Annotated in this window: 18 protein-coding genes; 11 read left to right on the top strand and 7 right to left on the bottom strand. The window is 66.4% G+C overall.

The window, feature by feature from the left end; all coding sequences use genetic code 11:
- Positions 1-7: 7 nt before the first annotated feature.
- Genes modA through RDU24_RS09675 form a run of 4 tightly spaced genes read right to left on the bottom strand, consistent with a single transcriptional unit; the run spans position 8 to position 2,818 of the window.
- Complete coding sequence (gene modA, locus RDU24_RS09690; protein ID WP_308735546.1) at positions 8-781, bottom strand: molybdate ABC transporter substrate-binding protein; 774 nt, start codon at positions 779-781, stop codon at positions 8-10.
- A gap of 15 nt (positions 782-796) precedes the next feature.
- On the bottom strand, positions 797-1,477 hold the full coding sequence (modB, locus tag RDU24_RS09685; RefSeq protein ID WP_308735545.1) for a molybdate ABC transporter permease subunit: 681 nt from the start codon (positions 1,475-1,477) through the stop codon (positions 797-799).
- Entirely contained in the window at positions 1,474-1,662 is a 189-nt protein-coding gene (locus tag RDU24_RS09680) for a hypothetical protein (protein ID WP_308735544.1), read from the bottom strand. The genes modB and RDU24_RS09680 overlap by 4 nt, the downstream gene beginning before the upstream one ends.
- A gap of 31 nt (positions 1,663-1,693) precedes the next feature.
- On the bottom strand, positions 1,694-2,818 hold the full coding sequence (locus RDU24_RS09675) for a LeuA family protein (protein ID WP_308735543.1): 1,125 nt from the start codon (positions 2,816-2,818) through the stop codon (positions 1,694-1,696).
- Between the two features lie 306 nt (positions 2,819-3,124).
- Between RDU24_RS09675 and nifH the strand changes: the two genes are divergently transcribed.
- The 11 genes from nifH to nifB all read left to right on the top strand — a co-directional run bounded on the left by nifH (position 3,125) and on the right by nifB (position 14,337).
- Positions 3,125-3,955: a nitrogenase iron protein gene (gene nifH / locus RDU24_RS09670; RefSeq protein ID WP_308735559.1), complete on the top strand. Its 831-nt coding sequence runs from the start codon at positions 3,125-3,127 to the stop codon at positions 3,953-3,955.
- A gap of 31 nt (positions 3,956-3,986) precedes the next feature.
- Positions 3,987-4,331 (top strand): P-II family nitrogen regulator, encoded by a 345-nt coding sequence (locus RDU24_RS09665; RefSeq protein WP_308735542.1) that lies wholly within the window; start codon positions 3,987-3,989, stop codon positions 4,329-4,331.
- A 4-nt stretch (positions 4,332-4,335) separates the two neighbouring features.
- Positions 4,336-4,710: a P-II family nitrogen regulator gene (locus RDU24_RS09660; RefSeq protein WP_308735541.1), complete on the top strand. Its 375-nt coding sequence runs from the start codon at positions 4,336-4,338 to the stop codon at positions 4,708-4,710.
- 34 nt (positions 4,711-4,744) lie between these two features.
- On the top strand, positions 4,745-6,379 hold the full coding sequence (gene nifD / locus RDU24_RS09655; RefSeq protein WP_308735540.1) for a nitrogenase molybdenum-iron protein alpha chain: 1,635 nt from the start codon (positions 4,745-4,747) through the stop codon (positions 6,377-6,379).
- Between the two features lie 13 nt (positions 6,380-6,392).
- Positions 6,393-7,766 (top strand): nitrogenase molybdenum-iron protein subunit beta, encoded by a 1,374-nt coding sequence (nifK, locus tag RDU24_RS09650; RefSeq protein WP_308735539.1) that lies wholly within the window; start codon positions 6,393-6,395, stop codon positions 7,764-7,766.
- 99 nt (positions 7,767-7,865) lie between these two features.
- On the top strand, positions 7,866-9,209 hold the full coding sequence (locus RDU24_RS09645; RefSeq protein ID WP_308735538.1) for a radical SAM protein: 1,344 nt from the start codon (positions 7,866-7,868) through the stop codon (positions 9,207-9,209).
- Positions 9,210-9,269: 60 nt separating this feature from the next.
- Positions 9,270-9,584: a (2Fe-2S) ferredoxin domain-containing protein gene (locus RDU24_RS09640; RefSeq protein ID WP_308735537.1), complete on the top strand. Its 315-nt coding sequence runs from the start codon at positions 9,270-9,272 to the stop codon at positions 9,582-9,584.
- A gap of 24 nt (positions 9,585-9,608) precedes the next feature.
- Entirely contained in the window at positions 9,609-10,067 is a 459-nt protein-coding gene (locus RDU24_RS09635) for a GNAT family N-acetyltransferase (protein ID WP_308735536.1), read from the top strand.
- A 24-nt stretch (positions 10,068-10,091) separates the two neighbouring features.
- Positions 10,092-11,549, top strand: coding sequence for a nitrogenase iron-molybdenum cofactor biosynthesis protein NifE (gene nifE, locus RDU24_RS09630; RefSeq protein WP_308735535.1), 1,458 nt, complete (start codon positions 10,092-10,094; stop codon positions 11,547-11,549).
- Positions 11,550-11,552: 3 nt separating this feature from the next.
- Positions 11,553-12,995: a nitrogenase component 1 gene (locus tag RDU24_RS09625; RefSeq protein ID WP_308735534.1), complete on the top strand. Its 1,443-nt coding sequence runs from the start codon at positions 11,553-11,555 to the stop codon at positions 12,993-12,995.
- Between the two features lie 31 nt (positions 12,996-13,026).
- On the top strand, positions 13,027-14,337 hold the full coding sequence (gene nifB / locus RDU24_RS09620) for a nitrogenase cofactor biosynthesis protein NifB (protein WP_308735533.1): 1,311 nt from the start codon (positions 13,027-13,029) through the stop codon (positions 14,335-14,337).
- A 96-nt stretch (positions 14,338-14,433) separates the two neighbouring features.
- On the opposite strand, the gene RDU24_RS09615 is transcribed toward nifB, so the two are convergent.
- The 3 genes from RDU24_RS09615 to RDU24_RS09605 are packed head-to-tail and all read right to left on the bottom strand — an operon-like array spanning position 14,434 to position 17,319.
- Entirely contained in the window at positions 14,434-15,372 is a 939-nt protein-coding gene (locus RDU24_RS09615; protein ID WP_308735532.1) for an aminotransferase class IV, read from the bottom strand.
- Positions 15,373-15,394: 22 nt separating this feature from the next.
- Positions 15,395-16,426: an aspartate-semialdehyde dehydrogenase gene (locus tag RDU24_RS09610; protein WP_308735531.1), complete on the bottom strand. Its 1,032-nt coding sequence runs from the start codon at positions 16,424-16,426 to the stop codon at positions 15,395-15,397.
- Positions 16,427-16,443: 17 nt separating this feature from the next.
- Entirely contained in the window at positions 16,444-17,319 is an 876-nt protein-coding gene (locus RDU24_RS09605) for a methylenetetrahydrofolate reductase (protein WP_308735530.1), read from the bottom strand.
- Positions 17,320-17,338 lie beyond the last annotated feature (19 nt).

Below are 17,338 nucleotides of genomic sequence, written 5' to 3'. Positions count from 1 at the left end.
CTCCTTGCTACGGCTTCCTGAAGCCGAAGGCCGCGAGGATTCGCTGCCCTTCGGCGCTCAGCAGATAGTCCACAAAGGCCTTGGCCGCGGGCTTCCCGCCGGTGGCGCTCACGGCGACGGGGTACAGGGCCGGGGTCTTGCCCTCGGCGGTCTGGACCACGCGCACCTTCGCGCCCGCCTTCTGCGCGTCTGTGGCGAAGACAAAGGCCGCGTCCACCTCGCCCCGGGTGACGTAGTCCAGCACCTGGCGCACGTTGTTGCCGAAGATGTACTTTTGCGTCAGCCCCGCCCACTGCCCGGTGCTCTCCAGATATTCCTTCGCGTAGCGCCCGGCGGGCACGATGTCGGGATTCCCCAGAGAGATGCGGGCCACCTCGGGCCGGGCCAGGTCCGCGGCGGACTTCACGTTCAACCGGGAATCCCCCGGGACGACCAGCACCACGGCATTGCGGACGAAATCGCGCCGCGAGCCCTTGTCCACCAGCCCCTTGGCCACGGCCTGGTCCATGGTCTTCTGGTCCGCGCTGGCGAACACGTCCACGGGCGCGCCACTCTCCATCTGCCGGAGCAGCACCCCGGAGGCCGCGTAGTTGCTCACCACCGCCACCCCTTGGTGCGACGCCTCGAAGCCCTTCTTCACTGCGTCGAAGGCGTTGGTCAGGCTGGCGGCGGCGGAAACGATGATCTCCGCCCTCTGCCCGGCGGCCTGGGCCGGGGCAACGCGCGCCAGGAGCAGCAGGCACAGGGCCAGGAAGCCAACGACGGTCTTGAGGCGCGACATGGAGGCTCCTTTGCTTCAGGTTGCGGGTAAGGCCTTGAGAAATTTGCCAGAGGCCAGCAGCAGGCTGATGCACACCAGGGAAGTCAGCACTACCAGGAACAGCGCCTCGTTGTCGCGCCCGGCCTGGGCCGCGTCGTACACGGCCAGCGACAGCGTCTGGGTGCGGCCCGGCAGGTTGCCAGCGAGCATCAGCGTGGCACCGAACTCGCCCATGGCCCGGGCCAGGGCCAGCATGGTGCCGGAGAGCACCCCCCGCCAGGCCAGGGGCAGGCTCACGCGCAGGAACACCGCGCACTCTGTCGCCCCGAGGCTGCGTGCGGCATGCTCCAGGTTCTCGTCCACGCCCTCGAAGGCCGTGCGCGCGGCCTTGCACACCAGCGGAAAGGCCACCACGCAGGCTGCCAGGGCCGCCCCCTGCCAGGTGAACACAAGGCTCACGCCGAAGCTCTCCTGCAGCCACTGGCCCAGCCACCCGCGCCGTCCGAAGAGCACCAGCAGGTAGTAGCCGATGACCGTGGGCGGCAGCACCAGCGGCAAGGCGCAGATGGCGTCGAGCAGTTCCCGGCCGGGCAGGCCGCGCCTGGACAGCGCGAAACCCGCCCCGACGCCGAGCGCGCAAGCCCCGGCAGTGGCCGTGAGCGCGACCTTGAGGGTCAGCGCCAGCGGCACGAGCGCCTGCAGCAGCAGCTCGGTCATACGCGGGGACAGCCGCTACGGCAGGGCTCGCACTCCAGGGGGGCGTTCTCGGCACAGGCGAGCACCGGACAGCCAGCGTCCCAGTCATCGCAGAAGTGCTCCATGCTCAAGTCCGCCGCGGCGCCGATGCCGCCAAGCTTCCACAAGGCATCCAGAATTCTCTTGAAAACATGCTCCAGGCTCATGACGCACTCCTTCCGCCGCGCTGGGCGCGGGCTACAGGACTCCCAGCAATTCCGAATCGGTGAGCGGGCGGCCCAGGCGACAGGCAAGCGTGCGCACCCGCTCCATAAGGCTTGCGTCGCCACCGCAACCGCGGTCGGACGGCCTGCTCAGCCGCGCCAGGGTGGCGCTCACCGCCGCGCCGCCGCTCTTGGACCCGACCCCCACGCGCCGGGTGGCACCGACGGCTTCGGGGGCGAAGGGCTCGAACAGGGACGGATCACGCAACAGGCCGTGCACATGAATGCCCGACTCCGCGGCGAAGACATCTTCCCCGGCCACGGCCTTGTTGCGCGGCACTGTCGTCTTGGCGGCCTGTGCAGCCAGCCGGCACAGCTCGCGCAGGGCCGGGACGTCGTAAACGGCCTGCCCCTGCATGGCGGCAGAGGCGCGCAGGGCCAGCCAGGCGGCCACCTCCTCCAGGGCCGCGATGCCCGCCCGTTCGCCTAGGCCCAGGGCCGAGACATCCACAAAGCCCGCACCGCACTCCAGCGCCGTGACGGCGTTGGCCGTGGCCATGCCCAGGTCGTTATGGCCGTGGAAGGCCACCGGCACGGCGATCTCGCGCAGGAAGCTCCCCAGCAGCCGGGCCGTGGAGAGCGGCGTCAGCACACCCACCGTGTCCGACAGGCGGATGCGCGAGGCGCCAGCCTGCACGGCAACGCGGGCCAGGGCCAGGGCCTCATGCGGGGCGGCCCGGGAGACATCCTCCAGGCCGACGGAAATGTAGGGGACCATGGCGGCGCGAGCCGCGCCCACCACGTAGTCCACGCGCTCGCACATCTCGGCCAGGGACAACCCCAGGCGCTTCTGCCGGTGCGCGGACGAGGACGGCGCGCCGATGTTCAGGCGGTCCACGCCAAGGGCTGCGGCCTCGCGCACGTCGGCCTCGCGGCAGGGACACCAGAGCGAAAGCGCCGGCCCCCCCTGTTCCAGCCGGGGCAGCTTCTCCCTGGCCCATGCCATGAACTCCGGCAGGCCCTCCTGGCCCAGCCAGCCGCACTCGATCTCGTCGACCCCGGCTGCGGCCATGATCTCGGCCATGCGGCGGCGTGCTGCGGTTGAAAAGTAGACTCCGTAGGCCTGTGCCCCTTCCCTCAGCGTACTGTCGATGAGCATACGCCCTCCCTTGGTCTTGGCAAGGAGGGTTGCACCTCTGATGCCAAACGCTCGATGTGGGGGCAAGAACTGCAATTTCAGCATGTTGCTCACAGTCCATCCCCGCCGCCGACCAGCATACAAAAACGTAGTTCATACACTTTTGGTATGTAGGCTTGTGTCGGAAGCGTAAGCGCCCGCAGCCGCCACGCGCTGGGAAAGTGTTCTGGTATCACGCTGTTACAAACATTCGTGACTGCTGGCACGCCCCTTGCCTTAGGGGTGATGTTCCCAAACCAATTTCGAGAGGAGTTAGTCATGAAGAAGATGAGAAAGGTGGCAATTTACGGCAAGGGCGGCATCGGCAAGTCCACCACCACGCAGAACACCGTGGCCGGACTGGCCGAAATGGGACGCAAGGTCATGGTTGTCGGCTGCGACCCCAAGGCGGACTCCACCCGCCTGCTGCTGGGCGGCCTGGCCCAGAAGTCCGTTCTCGACACCCTGCGCGACGAAGGCGAGAACGTGGAGCTTGAGGACATCCGCAAGGCCGGCTTCGGCGGCACATGGAACGTGGAGTCCGGCGGCCCCGAGCCGGGAGTCGGCTGCGCCGGCCGCGGCATCATCACCTCCATCAACATGCTGGAGTCTCTCGGCGCCTATCACGAGAGCGAGGACCTGGACTACGCCTTCTACGACGTTCTGGGCGACGTTGTCTGCGGCGGCTTCGCCATGCCCATCCGCGACGGCAAGGCCGAGGAGATCTACATCGTCTGCTCCGGCGAAATGATGGCCATGTACGCCGCCAACAACATCTGCAAGGGCATCATGAAGTACGCCCAGTCCGGCACCGTGCGCCTGGGCGGCCTCATCTGCAACAGCCGCAAGGTCGACAACGAGAAGGAGATGATCGAGGAGCTGGCCCGCCAGATCGGCACCCAGATGATCTACTTCGTCCCCCGCGACAACATGGTGCAGCGCGCCGAGATCAACCGCAAGACCGTCATCGAGTTCGACCCCAAGGCCGAGCAGGCGGACCACTACCGCAACCTGGCCAAGGCCATCGACACCAACGAGATGTTCGTCACCCCGAAGCCTCTTGAGATCGATGCGCTGGAAAAGCTGCTCATGGACTTCGGCCTCATGGAAGCCGTCTAACCACAACGCGAAAGGCAAGGAGGAAATTCATATGATCATGGTGAGAGCAATCGTCCGTCCCGAGAAGGCTGATGACGTCCTGGCGGCCCTCATGGACGCCGGATTCCCCGCAGTGACCAAGTTCTCCGTGGCCGGGCGCGGCAAGCAGCGCGGCATCAAGATCGGCGAGGTCACCTATGACGAGATCCCCAAGACCATGCTCATGAGCGTGGTCAAGAACGCCGACCGCGACTTCGTGGTGGAGACCATCATGACCGCCGCCCGCTCCGGCAAGAAGGGCGCCTTCGGCGACGGCAAGATCTTCATCTGCCCCGTGGACGAGGTCTACACCGTCAGCTCCGGCGTTTGCGAAACGGCCACACCCGAGGAGGCGTAGCCCCATGAAGGAAGTCATCGCGGTGGTGCGCATGAACATGATGAACCGCACCAAGCAGGCTCTCACCGATGCCGGCATCGACGGCTTCTTCGCCCATGAGGCGCAGGGACGCGGCGTCGGCCTGGCCAACCCCCACGTGCTGGAGGGCGCCGCCAGCGGCTACGAAGAGGCTGCCGCGCTCCTGGGCGAAAAGGGCAAGCTGTATCCCAAGCGCATGATCTCCGTGGTGGTGCCGGACAAGGCCGTGAAGTCCGTGGTCAAGACCCTCATCGAGGTGAACCAGACCGGCAAGCCTGGCGACGGCAAGATCTTCGTCATGCCCATGACTGACGCCGTGCGCGTGCGCACCGCCGAGTCCGGCGAAAAGTCCATCATCTAACGGCCCGTCATCACAAGGGTAAGGAGCCAATACCATGGCCACACAGAGCAAGCCCGCGCAGTGGACCCCAGCCGAGGTCAAGGAGGAGATGCTCAAGAAGTATCCCCCCAAGGTGGCCCGCAAGCGCGCCTCGTCCATCCTCATCAATGAGGCCCTCTCGAACACCACGCCGGAAATCCAGGCAAACGTGCGCACCATCCCCGGCATCATCACCATGCGCGGCTGCACCTACGCAGGTTGCAAGGGCGTCATCATGGGCCCCACCCGCGACATCGTGAACCTGGTGCACGGCCCCATCGGCTGCAGCTTCTACGCGTGGCTCACCCGCCGCAACCAGACCGACGCGGGCGAGACCGGCGAGAACTACATGACCTACGCCTTCTCCACCGACATGCAGGATTCCGACGTCATCTTCGGCGGCGAGAAGAAGCTCAAGGCGGCCATCCAGGAAGCCTACGACCTCTTCCACCCCAAGGGCATCGCCGTGTTCGCCACCTGCCCCGTGGGCCTCATCGGCGACGACATCCACGCCGTGGCCAAGGAGATGAAGGACAAGTTCGGCGACTGCAACGTCTTCGCCTTCTCCTGCGAGGGCTACAAGGGAGTAAGCCAGTCCGCCGGCCACCACATCGCCAACAACCAGGTGTTCAAGCACCTCGTGGGCCAGAACGACGAAAAGAAGCCCGGCGAATACAAGATCAACCTGCTGGGCGAGTACAACATCGGCGGCGACGGCTTCGAGATCGACCGCATCCTGAAGCTGTGCGGCATCACCAACATCGCCACCTTCTCCGGCAACTCCACCTACGACCAGTTCGCCAGCGCGCACACGGCCGACCTGTCCTGCGTCATGTGCCACCGCTCCATCAACTACGTGGCCGACATGCTGGAGACCAAGTACGGCATCCCCTGGATCAAGGTGAACTTCATCGGGGCCGAGGCCACCGCCAAGTCCCTGCGCAAGATCGGCCAGTACTTCGGCGACAAGACGCTCATCGACCGCATTGAGGCCGTCATCGCCGCCGAAATGCCCGCCGTGAAGGCAGCCCTTGAGGACATCAAGCCCCGCACCGAGGGCAAGACGGCCATGCTCTTCGTGGGCGGCTCGCGCGCGCACCACTACATGGAGCTCTTCAATGAACTCGGCATGAAGACCGTGTCCACCGGCTACGAGTTCGGCCACCGCGACGACTACGAGGGCCGCGAAGTCATCCCGGGCCTCAAGGTCGACGCCGACTCCCGCAACATCGAGGAGATCGAGGTCGAGGCCGACCCGGAGCGCTTCGCCCCCCGCAAGAGCGAGGAGGAGATGAAGGCGCTCACCGACTCCGGCTTCGAGTTCAAGGACTACAAGGGCCTGATCCCGGACATGGACAAGGGCACCCTCGTCATCGACGACCTCAATCAGTACGAGGCCGAGAAGCTTGTGGAAATGATCAAGCCCGACATCTTCTGCGCGGGCATCAAGGAGAAGTACTCCATCCAGAAGCTCGGCATCCCCCTGAAGCAGCTGCACAGCTACGACTACGGCGGACCCTATGCCGGATTCCAGGGCGCGGTAAATTTCTACAAGGAAATCGACCGCCTGGTGAACAGCAAGGTCTGGGGTTTCATGAAGGCCCCCTGGCAGGAGAACCCCGAACTCTCGGCCACCTACGTCTGGGAATAGCGAGGATCACACTATGTTGCTCAGACACACACCCAAGGAAATCAAGGAACGCAGCGCCCTGGTCGTGAACCCGGCCAAGACCTGCCAGCCCATCGGCGCCATGTACGCGGCGCTCGGCGTCCACGGATGCCTGCCCCACAGCCACGGCTCCCAGGGTTGCTGCGCCTACCACAGAAGCGCGCTCACCAAGCACTACAAGGAGCCCATCAGCGCGGCCACCAGCTCCTTCACCGAGGGCGCCAGCGTCTTCGGCGGACAGGCCAACCTGCTGCAGGCCATCGAGAACATCTTCACGGTCTATGAGCCGGAAGTCATCGCCGTGCACACCACCTGCCTGTCGGAAACCATCGGCGACGACATCAAGCAGATCCGCGACAAGGCGGAGAAGTCCGGCCTGGTGCCCAAGGGCAAGCACATCATCTACTGCAACACGCCGTCCTACATCGGCTCGCACGTCACCGGCTTCTCGAACATGGTCAAGGGCATGACCGAGGTGGCCGAGAACACCGGCAAGAAGAACGGCAAGGTCAACGTCATCCCCGGCTGGGTCGAGCCCGCGGACATGGAGGAGCTCAAGCGCCTGGCGGCTCTCATGGCCGTGCCCATCACGCTCTTCCCCGACACCTCCGGCGTGCTGAACGGTCCTCTCTCCGGAGAGTACCACATGTTCCCGGAAGGCGGCGTGACCATGAAGGAGCTGAAGGAAGCCGGCGACGCAGTCGGCACCCTGGCTCTGGGCGAGTGGTGCAGCGCGGACGCCGCGCGCAGCCTGGACACGCGCTGCAAGGTGCCCTGCAAGGTGCTGGACATGCCCTTCGGCCTGAAGGCCACGGACCGCTTCGTCGACGCCCTGCGCATCATCGCGGGCACCTCCGTGCCCGAGGAGATCACCCGCGAGCGCGGCCAGCTGGTGGACATGATCAGCGACTCCCACCAGTACTACTACCAGAAGAAGGTCGCCCTCTTCGGCGATCCCGACCAGCTCATCGCCATGACCGAGTTCCTGGTGTCCATCGACATGTGGCCCACGCACATGGTCACCGGCACTCCGGGCAGCAAGTTCGAAAAGCGCATCAAGGAGCTCACCGCCCACCTGCCCTACGAGGTGAACGTCAAGGCCGGCGGCGACATGTTCCTGCTGCACCAGTGGATCAAGAACGAGCCCGTGGATCTGCTCATCGGCAACACCTACGGCAAGTATATCTCCCGCGACGAGGACCTCCCGTTCCTGCGCTGGGGCTTCCCCATCCTTGACCGCGTTGGGCACCAGTACTTCCCCACCGTCGGCTACAAGGGCGGCCTGCGCCTGCTGGAGAAGATTCTGGGCCTCCTCCTCGACCGCAAGGACCGTGACGACTCCGAGACCCAGTTCGAGCTGACCCTTTAACCTCCCCTGCCCCCCGGTCCGCGCCCCGTCCAGCAGACGGCGCCGGACCGGGGGCGGGACAAACGCCGCCACTCTCAAGCCCGCGAACAGGAGCCGCCGATGACAAACGCCGCCAACCCCAGCCCCACCAGGTCCGCATGCGCCAAGGGCGGGAGCATCTTCCTGCCCGTGGCCGCCAAGACAAACGTGCGCCGCCGTTTCGGCGAACCCGAGACCCCCGGCCGCGCCCTTTCCCCTCGCGACGTGACCCAGTGGCTGGACCGCGTGCTGTCCGACACCACGGACGGAGGCGTCAAGCTCTCCACCGTGGGCATCAGCGGCCCCGGCGACCCCCTGGCCGATCCGGCCACGACCCTTGAGACGCTGCGCGCCGTACGCGCCGCCCACCCGGAGCTGTCGCTCTCGCTGACCACCATCGGCCTGTGCCCGCAGGACACCTCCATCGCCGAGCTGACCGCCCAGCTGGCCGAGGCCGGGGTCTCGCAGGTGACGCTGCTGGTGGACGCGGTGGACCCGCTCATCGTGGAAAAGCTTTTCGCCTGGATTCGCCCCGGCAAGCGCACCCTGCCGCTGCCCGAGGCCTCCCGGCTGCTTGTGGACGCCCAGGCCCAGGCCATCCGCTACCTTCGCGAGGCCGGGCTCTTCGTCAAGGTCAACATGACCGTGTACGCGGGCATCAACGAGGAGCACGTGCCCGACGTGGCGAGCATCGTGGCCTCGCTTGGCGCGGACATGCTGGCCGTGCTGCCCTTCACCCCGGCGACGCCCGTCGGCGCCACCGGCTGCGGCTGCGACAGCGTGCCCTGCACCCCCGTGAAGTGCTCCTCCTGCGCCACGTCGTCCAGCTGCGGCAGCAAGCCCGCCGACCAGCCGGACGCCATGCAGGAGCTGGAAGCCCCGGCCCTGCCGCCCCTGGCGCCGGAGCGCCTGGCAGAGCTGCGCGCCGCCGCCGCAAAGCACATCGCCCTGGTTCCCGAGGCCGATCCCTGCGGCCAGGACATCACCTGGGTGGAGCATGCCGGGACCGCGGCGGTGCTCGATCTCCAGAACCCGGCCCTGCCCAAGCCCTCGCCCGGCCGCGCCAATGTCGCCGTGGCCAGCTCCGGCGGGCTCGAGGTCGACCTGCACCTGGGCCAGGCCATCCGCTTTCTGGTCTACGGCCCGCGCGAGCGCGACGGCCTGCCGAGCCTGCTTGGCACCCGCAACGCGCCGGAACCGGTGGCAACGGGCTCCGGCAACGGCGACGCCCGCTGGAACGCCCTTGCCGACACCCTGTCCGACTGCTTCGCCATTCTGGCCTCCAGCGTGGGCGCAAACCCCCGCAAGGTGCTCTCCGAGCGCGGCATCACGGTCATGACCACCGAGGCGGATGTGCAGTCCGCTGTGGACGCCCTGTACGGAGGCGGAAAAAAAAACGGCAAGAAGCGTGTGAAGGCTAATTAAACTCAACATTTTCAGCTGACACAAACGAAACAACAACCTCAAGCCTCAAGGAGCATCACCATGGCGCTGCCCGAAAAACTCATCCTGGTCTGTCAGAGCTTCCGCCTGGGCAAGGAGCCCAAGGGCATCTGCCACAAGCAGACCGACGGCCTGCTGCAGTACATCGAGGAAGGCATTCTGGACCGCGGCCTGGACGTGCAGGTCGCCACCACCGGCTGTCTCAAGCAGTGCGAGAAAGGCCCCATCCTGGTGATTCAGCCCGACAACCTCTGGTTCAAGGGCGTGAACAGCGAGGAAGCCATCGACGCCATTCTCGATGCCATGGCCGACGGCCTGGAAGCGGGCACCCCCGCGGCCGAGTATCTGCTGTCCTAGTTCAGACATTCAGAGGAGCATCCCATGACTGCCGCCTGCACCATCCGCGAAGCCCGCACAAGCGACCTGGACGCCCTGGTCGAACTCCTGGGAATGCTCTTCTCCCTGGAGGCGGACTTTGCGGTGGACGCGCGGCGGCAGCGCGACGGCCTCCTGCAGATGCTAGAGGGCGCCAAGAACCGCCTGGTGCTTGTGGCCGATACCGCCGGCGTGGTGGTCGGCATGGCCACGGCCCAGGTCGTCGTCTCCACCGCAGAGGGCGGCCCGTCGCTGCTGGTGGAAGACGTGGTGGTCCGGCCGGAGTCTCGCGGCCTGGGCATCGGCCGGGCGCTGCTCACACGGATCGAGGCCTGGGGCACGCGCCTGGGCGCCACCCGCCTGCAACTGCTGGCCGACCGCGACAACGCGCCGTCCCACGACTTCTACCGCGCCTGCGGCTTCATGCCCACAAACCTCGTCTGCCTGCGGCGCACCCTGCCCTAGGGCAGCGGGACAAGGGAGTCCATCATGACCGAGACAGCCAAGGCCCTCACGCCGGAACACATCGCCTGCCCCGAAGATTCCGCGGCGATCCCTGCGGAGCGTGCGACAATATTCGAGGAGCGCAAGGACCAGATCCACCGCGTGGGCGACGGCGACTTCGCCATGGCCTGCAACCGCGACAGCCTCGCCGGAGCGGTGAGCCAGCGCGCCTGCGTGTTCTGCGGCTCGCGCGTGGTGCTCTACCCCATCGCCGACGCCCTGCACCTGGTGCACGGCCCCATCGGCTGCGCTGCCTACACCTGGGACATCCGTGGCGCGCTGTCCTCCGGCCCGGAGCTGCACCGCCTGTCCTTCAGCACCGACCTGCAGGAGCTCGACGTCGTGTTCGGCGGCGAGAAGAAGCTGGCCAAGGCCCTGGACGAGCTCATCCCGCGCTACGAGCCCAAGGCCGCCTTCGTGTACTCCACCTGCATCGTGGGCCTCATCGGCGACGACCTTGCCGCCGTGTGCAAGGCCGCCAGCGCCCGCCACGGCATCCCGGTCATCCCGGTGCAGAGCGAGGGCTTCAAGGGCAACAAGCGCGAGGGCTACCTGGCCGCGTGCAAGGCCATGCGCACCCTGGTGGGCACCGGCGAGACCGCGGACATTTCGAAGCTCTCCGTGAACATCATGGGCGACTTCAACCTGGCGGGCGAGACCTGGATCATCAAGGACTACCTGAACCGCATGGGCATCGAGGTGGTGGCCGGGATCACGGGCGACGGCCGCGTGGACGACCTCAAGCGCGCGCACGGCGCGGCCCTGAACCTCGTGCAGTGCTCCGGCTCCACCCAGGACCTGGCCAAGATGATGCGAGAGGACTTCGGCATCCCCTTCCTGCGCGTGTCGTGGATCGGCATCGAGGACGTGGCCGAGAGCCTGTACGCCGTGGCCGAGCATTTCGAGCTGACCCAGCCGGAGCTGGCGGCGGGCATGGTCGAGCGCACCGCGCTCCTCGTCCGCGACGAGCTGGCCACCCTCATGCCGCAGCTCAAGGAGTTCCGCCGCGACCTGGAGGGCAAGAAGGCCGCCGTGTACGTGGGCGGCAGCTTCAAGGCCTTCTCCCTGGTCAAGGCCTTCCGCCACCTGGGCATGGAAGTGGTCATCGTGGGTTCCCAGACCGGCACCGAGGATGACTACCGCGAGTTGGCCGCCATCTGCGCGCCCGGCACCATCGTGGTGGACGACGCCAACCCGCTGGAGCTGTCCGCCTTCCTCAAGGAAAAGGACGTGGACATCTTCGTGGGCGGCGTGAAGGAGCGCCCCATCGCCTTCAAGCTGGGCGTCGGCTTCTGCGACCACAACCACGAGCGCAAGATCGCGCTGGAGGGCTTCGTGGGCATGCTGAACTTCGCCAAGGAAGTGCACGCCTCGGTCATGAGCCCCATTTGGCAGTTCGTGCCCCGGCGCGAGTCCCAGAACCGTCCGATCGAGGAGGCGTAGACCATGGACCTGAACGCCGTCATTGATTCCGCAGTCAGCGCTCCCGCCGCGTCGGCCAGCGACTACAAGGGCTTAAGCAACGTCGCCACCACCAACGCCTGCAAGCTGTGCACTCCGCTGGGCGCCACCCTGGCCTTCAAGGGCGTGGAGGGCGCGGTGAGCTTCCTGCACGGCTCCCAGGGCTGCGCCACCTACATGCGCCGCTACATCATCAGCCACTTCCGCGAGCCCATGGACATCGCGTCCTCGTCGCTCGGCGAAAAGAACGCCATCTACGGCGGCGGCCCCAACCTCAAGAAGGGCCTGTTGAACGCCATGCAGAAGTACGGCGCGGGCGTCATCGGCGTTGCCACCACCTGCCTCACCGAGACCATTGGCGACGACGTGGCGCGCCTGCTGACCGAGTTCCGCGAGGAGTTCAAGGACCTGCCGCTGGCAGAACTGGTGCACGTGTCCACGCCGAGCTACTCCGGCACGCACATGGACGGCTTCCACGGCGCGGTGAAGGCCCTCGTGGACCAGCTCTGCCCCGGCTCACGGGAAAACGCGGCCCCGGCCAACTCCCGCGTGAACCTCTTCTCCGGCATGGTCTCCCCGGCGGACATCCGCCACCTGAAGGAGATCTTCCGGGGCTTCGGCGTGGAGGCAATCGTCCTGCCGGACTACTCCGAGACCCTCGACGCCCCGGCCCTGCTGGAATACGAGAACATCCCCTCCGGCGGCACCAGCGTGGCCGACATCCGCGCCATGAGTGGCGCGCGCGCCAGCGTGGAGCTGGGCCGGGCAATCTCGACCCAGGACACCGCCGGCACGTCCCTCAACGAACGCTTCGGCACCCCGCTGTTCCGCCTGGGCCTGCCCATGGGCATCCGCGAGACGGACGCGCTGTTCGCCACGCTCAAGTCCATCACCGGGGTCGACACCCCGCGCGATTTGCTTCTAGAGCGCGGCCGCTACATCGACTCCCTGGTGGACGGCCACAAGTACGTCTCCGGCCTCAAGGCCGTGGTCTACGGCGAGGAAGACCTGTGCATCGGCCTGACGAGCTTCCTGGCCGAGATCGGCGTGCACCCCGTGCTGGTGGCAACCGGCGCCAGGAACCGCAACCTCTCCGCGCACATTGAGGCGGCCTGCGGCTCCGTGCTGCGGGAGATGCCCCCCCATCTGAGACCGATAATTCGCGAGGGCGCGGACTTCTTCGACATCGTGGAAGAGGCGAAGACCCTCGCCCCGGACCTGCTGGTGGGCCACAGCAAGGGCCAGCGGGCCGCGCGCGAGTGGAACATCCCGCTTCTGCGCGTGGGCTTTCCCATCCACGACCGCTTCGGCGGGCAGCGGCTGCTGCACCTGGGCTACCGGGGCGCGCAGGCCCTGTTCGACCGGCTGGTGAACCTCGTCCTTGAAAAGAAGCAGAACGATTCCGACATCGGCTACGGATACCTCTAGCAGCTCGACATATCAGAGAAAGGAGCCGACCATGCAGACCATCATCACTACTCCCAACACATCCGCCAGTGTCGACCCGAAGTCCGTCAAGCACCCCTGCTTCAACAAGGAATCGTCCGGCTCCTGCGGCCGCGTGCACCTGCCGGTGGCGCCCAAGTGCAACATCCAGTGCAACTATTGCAACAGAAAGTACGACTGCGTGAACGAGTCGCGCCCCGGCGTGACCAGCGGCATCCTGAAGCCCTTCCAGGCCCTGGAATACACCAGGCAGGTGCTGGACAAGGAACCGCGCATCACGGTCATCGGCATCGCCGGCCCCGGCGACCCCATGGCCAACCCGGCGGAGACGCTTGAGACAATGCGCCTCATCCGCAAGGAATACCCGCACATGCTCTTCTGTCTGTCCTCCAACGGTTTGGCCATGCCCGAGTACCTGGACGACCTGGCCGACCTGGGCGTTACCCACGCCACGGTGACGCTCAACACCATCGACCCGGCCATCGGCGCCAAGATCTACTCCTGGGTGCGCGACGGAAACGTGGTCTATCGCGGCCAGGACGCCGCCGAGCTCATCCTCGGCCGCCAGTTGGAGGCCATCGAAGGCCTGAAGGCCCGCGGGCTGGCCGTGAAGGTCAACACCATCGTCATCCCCGGCGTGAACGACACCCACATCCAGGCCGTGGCCCAAAAGGCTCAAGAACTCGGCGTGGACCTGCAGAACCTGATGCCCATGCACCCCACCGAGGGAACCCCGTTCGGAGAGCTCGTCGAGCCCTCCAAGGAGCAGATAAACGCCCTGCGCGCCGAGGCAGGCCCCCTGGTGCCGCAAATGACCCACTGCCGCCGCTGCCGCGCCGACGCCGTGGGGCTCCTGTGCCACGACCGCTCCACCGAGCTTGGCGGCGTGCTTTCCGCCTGCAGCAAGATGCCCCCCGCGAACAAGGCCGACCGCCCCTACGTGGCCGTGGCCACCCGCGAAGGCCTGCTGGTGAACCTGCACCTGGGCGAAGCCAAGCGCTTCCAGATCTGGGGGCTGGCCGAAAACGGCGGCTTCCGCATGGTCGAGGAGCGGCAGGCCCCGACCGCCGGGTGCGGCCCTTCCCGCTGGGAGGACCTGGCCAAGCTGCTGTCCGACTGCCGGGCCGTGCTGGTGGCGGCCGTGGGCGACACCCCGCGCAGGATCCTGGCCGAGAGCGGCACCCCGGCGGCGGCCTGCTCCGGGTTCATCGAGGAAGCCCTGGCGCTGGCCTACGGCGAGGACGGCATAGCCAGGCTGGAAGCCCTGCGCGCCAGGCGCGGCGGCGTGGGCAAGGCCTGCTGCGGCACGGGCGACGGCTGCTAGCGACGGCTCAAGCCATTTGCGGCCCATCAACAACAAAACGCCCGGCCTCCCAAAACAGGGGGACCGGGCGTTGTTGCATGCTCGGGCTGGCGCGGCTTAGAACGCCGTGCCGCTCAGCGCCAGGTCGGCCTGGAGCAGCGCGCGGATGCGCTTGCTCACCGGGCCGGGCCGGGCATCGTGAATGGGCTTGTTGTTGTAGCGCACCACGGACACGCAGTCGAAGCTGGTGCCCACCATCATGACCTCGCGGGCGGTGAAGACCTCGTCCTCGGTGACGCCCTTGAAGATGATGTCCATTTCGTCCTTCACCAGATCCACGGCGCGCATGAGCGTGGTTCCGGCCAGCGAGTTGGTGAACTCAGGGATCACCAGCTTGCCCGACTCGTCGACGAGGCAGACGTTCTCGGTCGCGCCCTCGGCCAGGAACCCCTTGTCGTCGTAGCAGAAGGGGAAATCAAAGCCGCCGTTCACCGCCTCGCGTTTCATGAGCACGTTGGGCAGATAGTTGGTGGTCTTCACCGTGGCCATCCAGGCCTGCTTGGCCGGGATGCTGGTGCGGAAGGCCGTGACGCCCTTGTCGAAGTACGACTCCGGCTTTTTGTGCATGCGGTAGGCCACCAGGTACAGGCTCTGCACCGGGCTCTCGTAGGGGTCCACCCCGAAGCCGCCCGGCCCGCGGCCGAGCAGAACGCGGATGAGCCCGTCGGGCTCGTTGCCAGCGCTGGCCAGCTCGATGATGGCCTCCTTCAGTTCCGTCCAGGAGCACGGCGGCTCCAGGTGGATGGCCTGGCAGGAGAGCTTCATGCGCCGCAGGTGCGGATCCAGCTGGTACAGCTTGCGGCCCACGTACTTGATGGTCTCGAACACGCCGTCGCCCCGGTGCACCAGGTGGTCGTCCCAGGGCATGAGCATGAGCTTCGGGTCCGTGCCGATGACGCCGATGCGGTGGTCATAGAAGGCCAGCACCTCCTCGGTGCCGGGCCGGATGGCCTCCAGCATGGCCTCCAGGTATTCCTGCGAAGTAGCGACGCGCATGGGCGCCCTCCTTTGGTTGCTTCTACTTCGGCACGCGCAGCAGGTTGCGGCGGATGAGCTCCTCGCCGATCTGCACGGCGTTCAGCGCGGCGCCCTTGCGGATGTTGTCGGCCACGATCCACATGTTGATGCCGTTGTCGATGGACTCGTCCTCGCGGATGCGGCCCACGAACACGTCATCCTGCCCGGCGGCGTCGATGGGCATGGGGTAGACCTTCTTCTCCGGGTAGTCGGCCACGGTGACGCCCGGGGCCTGGGCCAGGATGCTGCGCACGTCCTCGACGGTGAGCTTCTGCTCCGTCTCGATGTTCACGGACTCGGAGTGGCTGAAGAACACGGGCACGCGCACGGTGGTGGCGGTGACGCGGATGGAGTCGTCGCCCATTATCTTCTTGGTCTCGTTGACCATTTTCATCTCTTCCTTGGTGTAGCCGTTCTCCATGAACACGTCGATCTGCGGCAGGCAGTTGAACGCGATCTGGTAGGGGTACACCTGGGGGATGACTTCCTGGCCGTTCATGAGCCTGGCGGTCTGGGTCTCCAGCTCGGCGATGGCCTTCTGCCCGGTGCCGGAAACGGCCTGGTACGTGCTGACGACGATGCGCTTGATCCTGGCCTCGTCGTGCAGGGGCTTCAGGGCCACCACCATCTGGATGGTGGAGCAGTTGGGGTTGGCGATGATGCCGTTGTGCCACTCCAGGTCCTTGGGGTTGACCTCCGGCACCACCAGCGGGCACCCCGGGTCCATGCGCCAGGCGCTGGAGTTGTCGACCACGACGCAGCCCGCTTTCGCGGCGAGCGGCGCGTACTTCTCGGAGGTGGAGCCCCCGGCGGAGAACAGGGCCAGATCGAACCCGGCGAAGGAGTCTTCCTTCAGCTCGCGCACGGTGAGCTCGCCGTCGGCGAACTCGACCTTGCTGCCCGCGGACCGGGCCGAGGCGAAGGGAACGACCTCGGAGGCCGGGAACTGGCGCTGGGCCAGCACTTCAAGCATCTCGCGGCCAACTGCGCCCGTGGCGCCCACCACTGCAACTCTCGGATTCTTCGCGCTCATAATTTGGCTTCCCCCGTTTAGCGGATGATGATGTTGTTCATGATGGACAAGCACGCCTCGGCGCGGTTGAGCGTGTACAGATGCACGCCCGGCACTCCCGCGTCGAGAAGCCCCTGGACCTGGCTCGTGGCATGGGCGAGCCCAAGCTCGCGCACGGCCTCGTCGCCGCCTTTGGCAAAGGCCGCCTCCAGCTTCTCATAGAATCCGCCGAACACTTCGCGGCCGTTCAGGCCGGCGATGAACTCGGCGGACTTCATGCTCAAAATGGGCATGATGCCCGGCAGGATCGGCACGTTGACGCCCATTTCGCGCAGGCGCTGAACGTACGTCAGGTACAGCTCGTTCTCGAAGAACAGCTGCGTGACCACGAACTGGCCGCCCGCGTCCACCTTGTGCTTCAACCACTTGAGGTCGTCCGCGAGCGAGGCCGACTCCGGGTGCATGGTGGGAATGCCCGCCACGCCGATGCCCATGTCCGGGTAGCCCCGGCGGATGAACTTTACCAGGTCGGAGGCGTGCTTGAACTCCTGCCCTTCGAACGAGAAGTTCTCCACGTTCTTGGGCGGGTCGCCGCGCAGGGCCAGCACGTTCTGGATGCCCGCCTCGGTGATGGCCTTGAGGAAGCCGTTGAGCGCGTCGCTTGATGCGCCCACGCAGGTCAGATGCGCCATGGGCTCAAGGCCCAGGTCGTTCTTCATGCGGGTGACGATGTCGAGCGTATTGGCCTGGGTGCCGCCACCCGCGCCATAGGTGACGGAGACGAAGAGTGGGTCGAGCGCCTTAAGCTTCTCGACCTCTTCGAAGAACTTGGGCCAGGTGTCGCGGTCTTTGGGCGGGAAAAACTCCAGCGACAAAAATGGCTTGCGAGTTGGTATCAGGTCCGCGATGCGCACGCGTCAGGACTCCTTGGTT

Source organism: Humidesulfovibrio sp. (assembly GCF_031082295.1).
In the GTDB taxonomy this organism is placed as follows: domain Bacteria; phylum Desulfobacterota; class Desulfovibrionia; order Desulfovibrionales; family Desulfovibrionaceae; genus Humidesulfovibrio.
The sequence above is the reverse complement of the archived record's forward strand: the minus strand, read 5'-3'. Positions and strand labels throughout refer to the sequence as shown.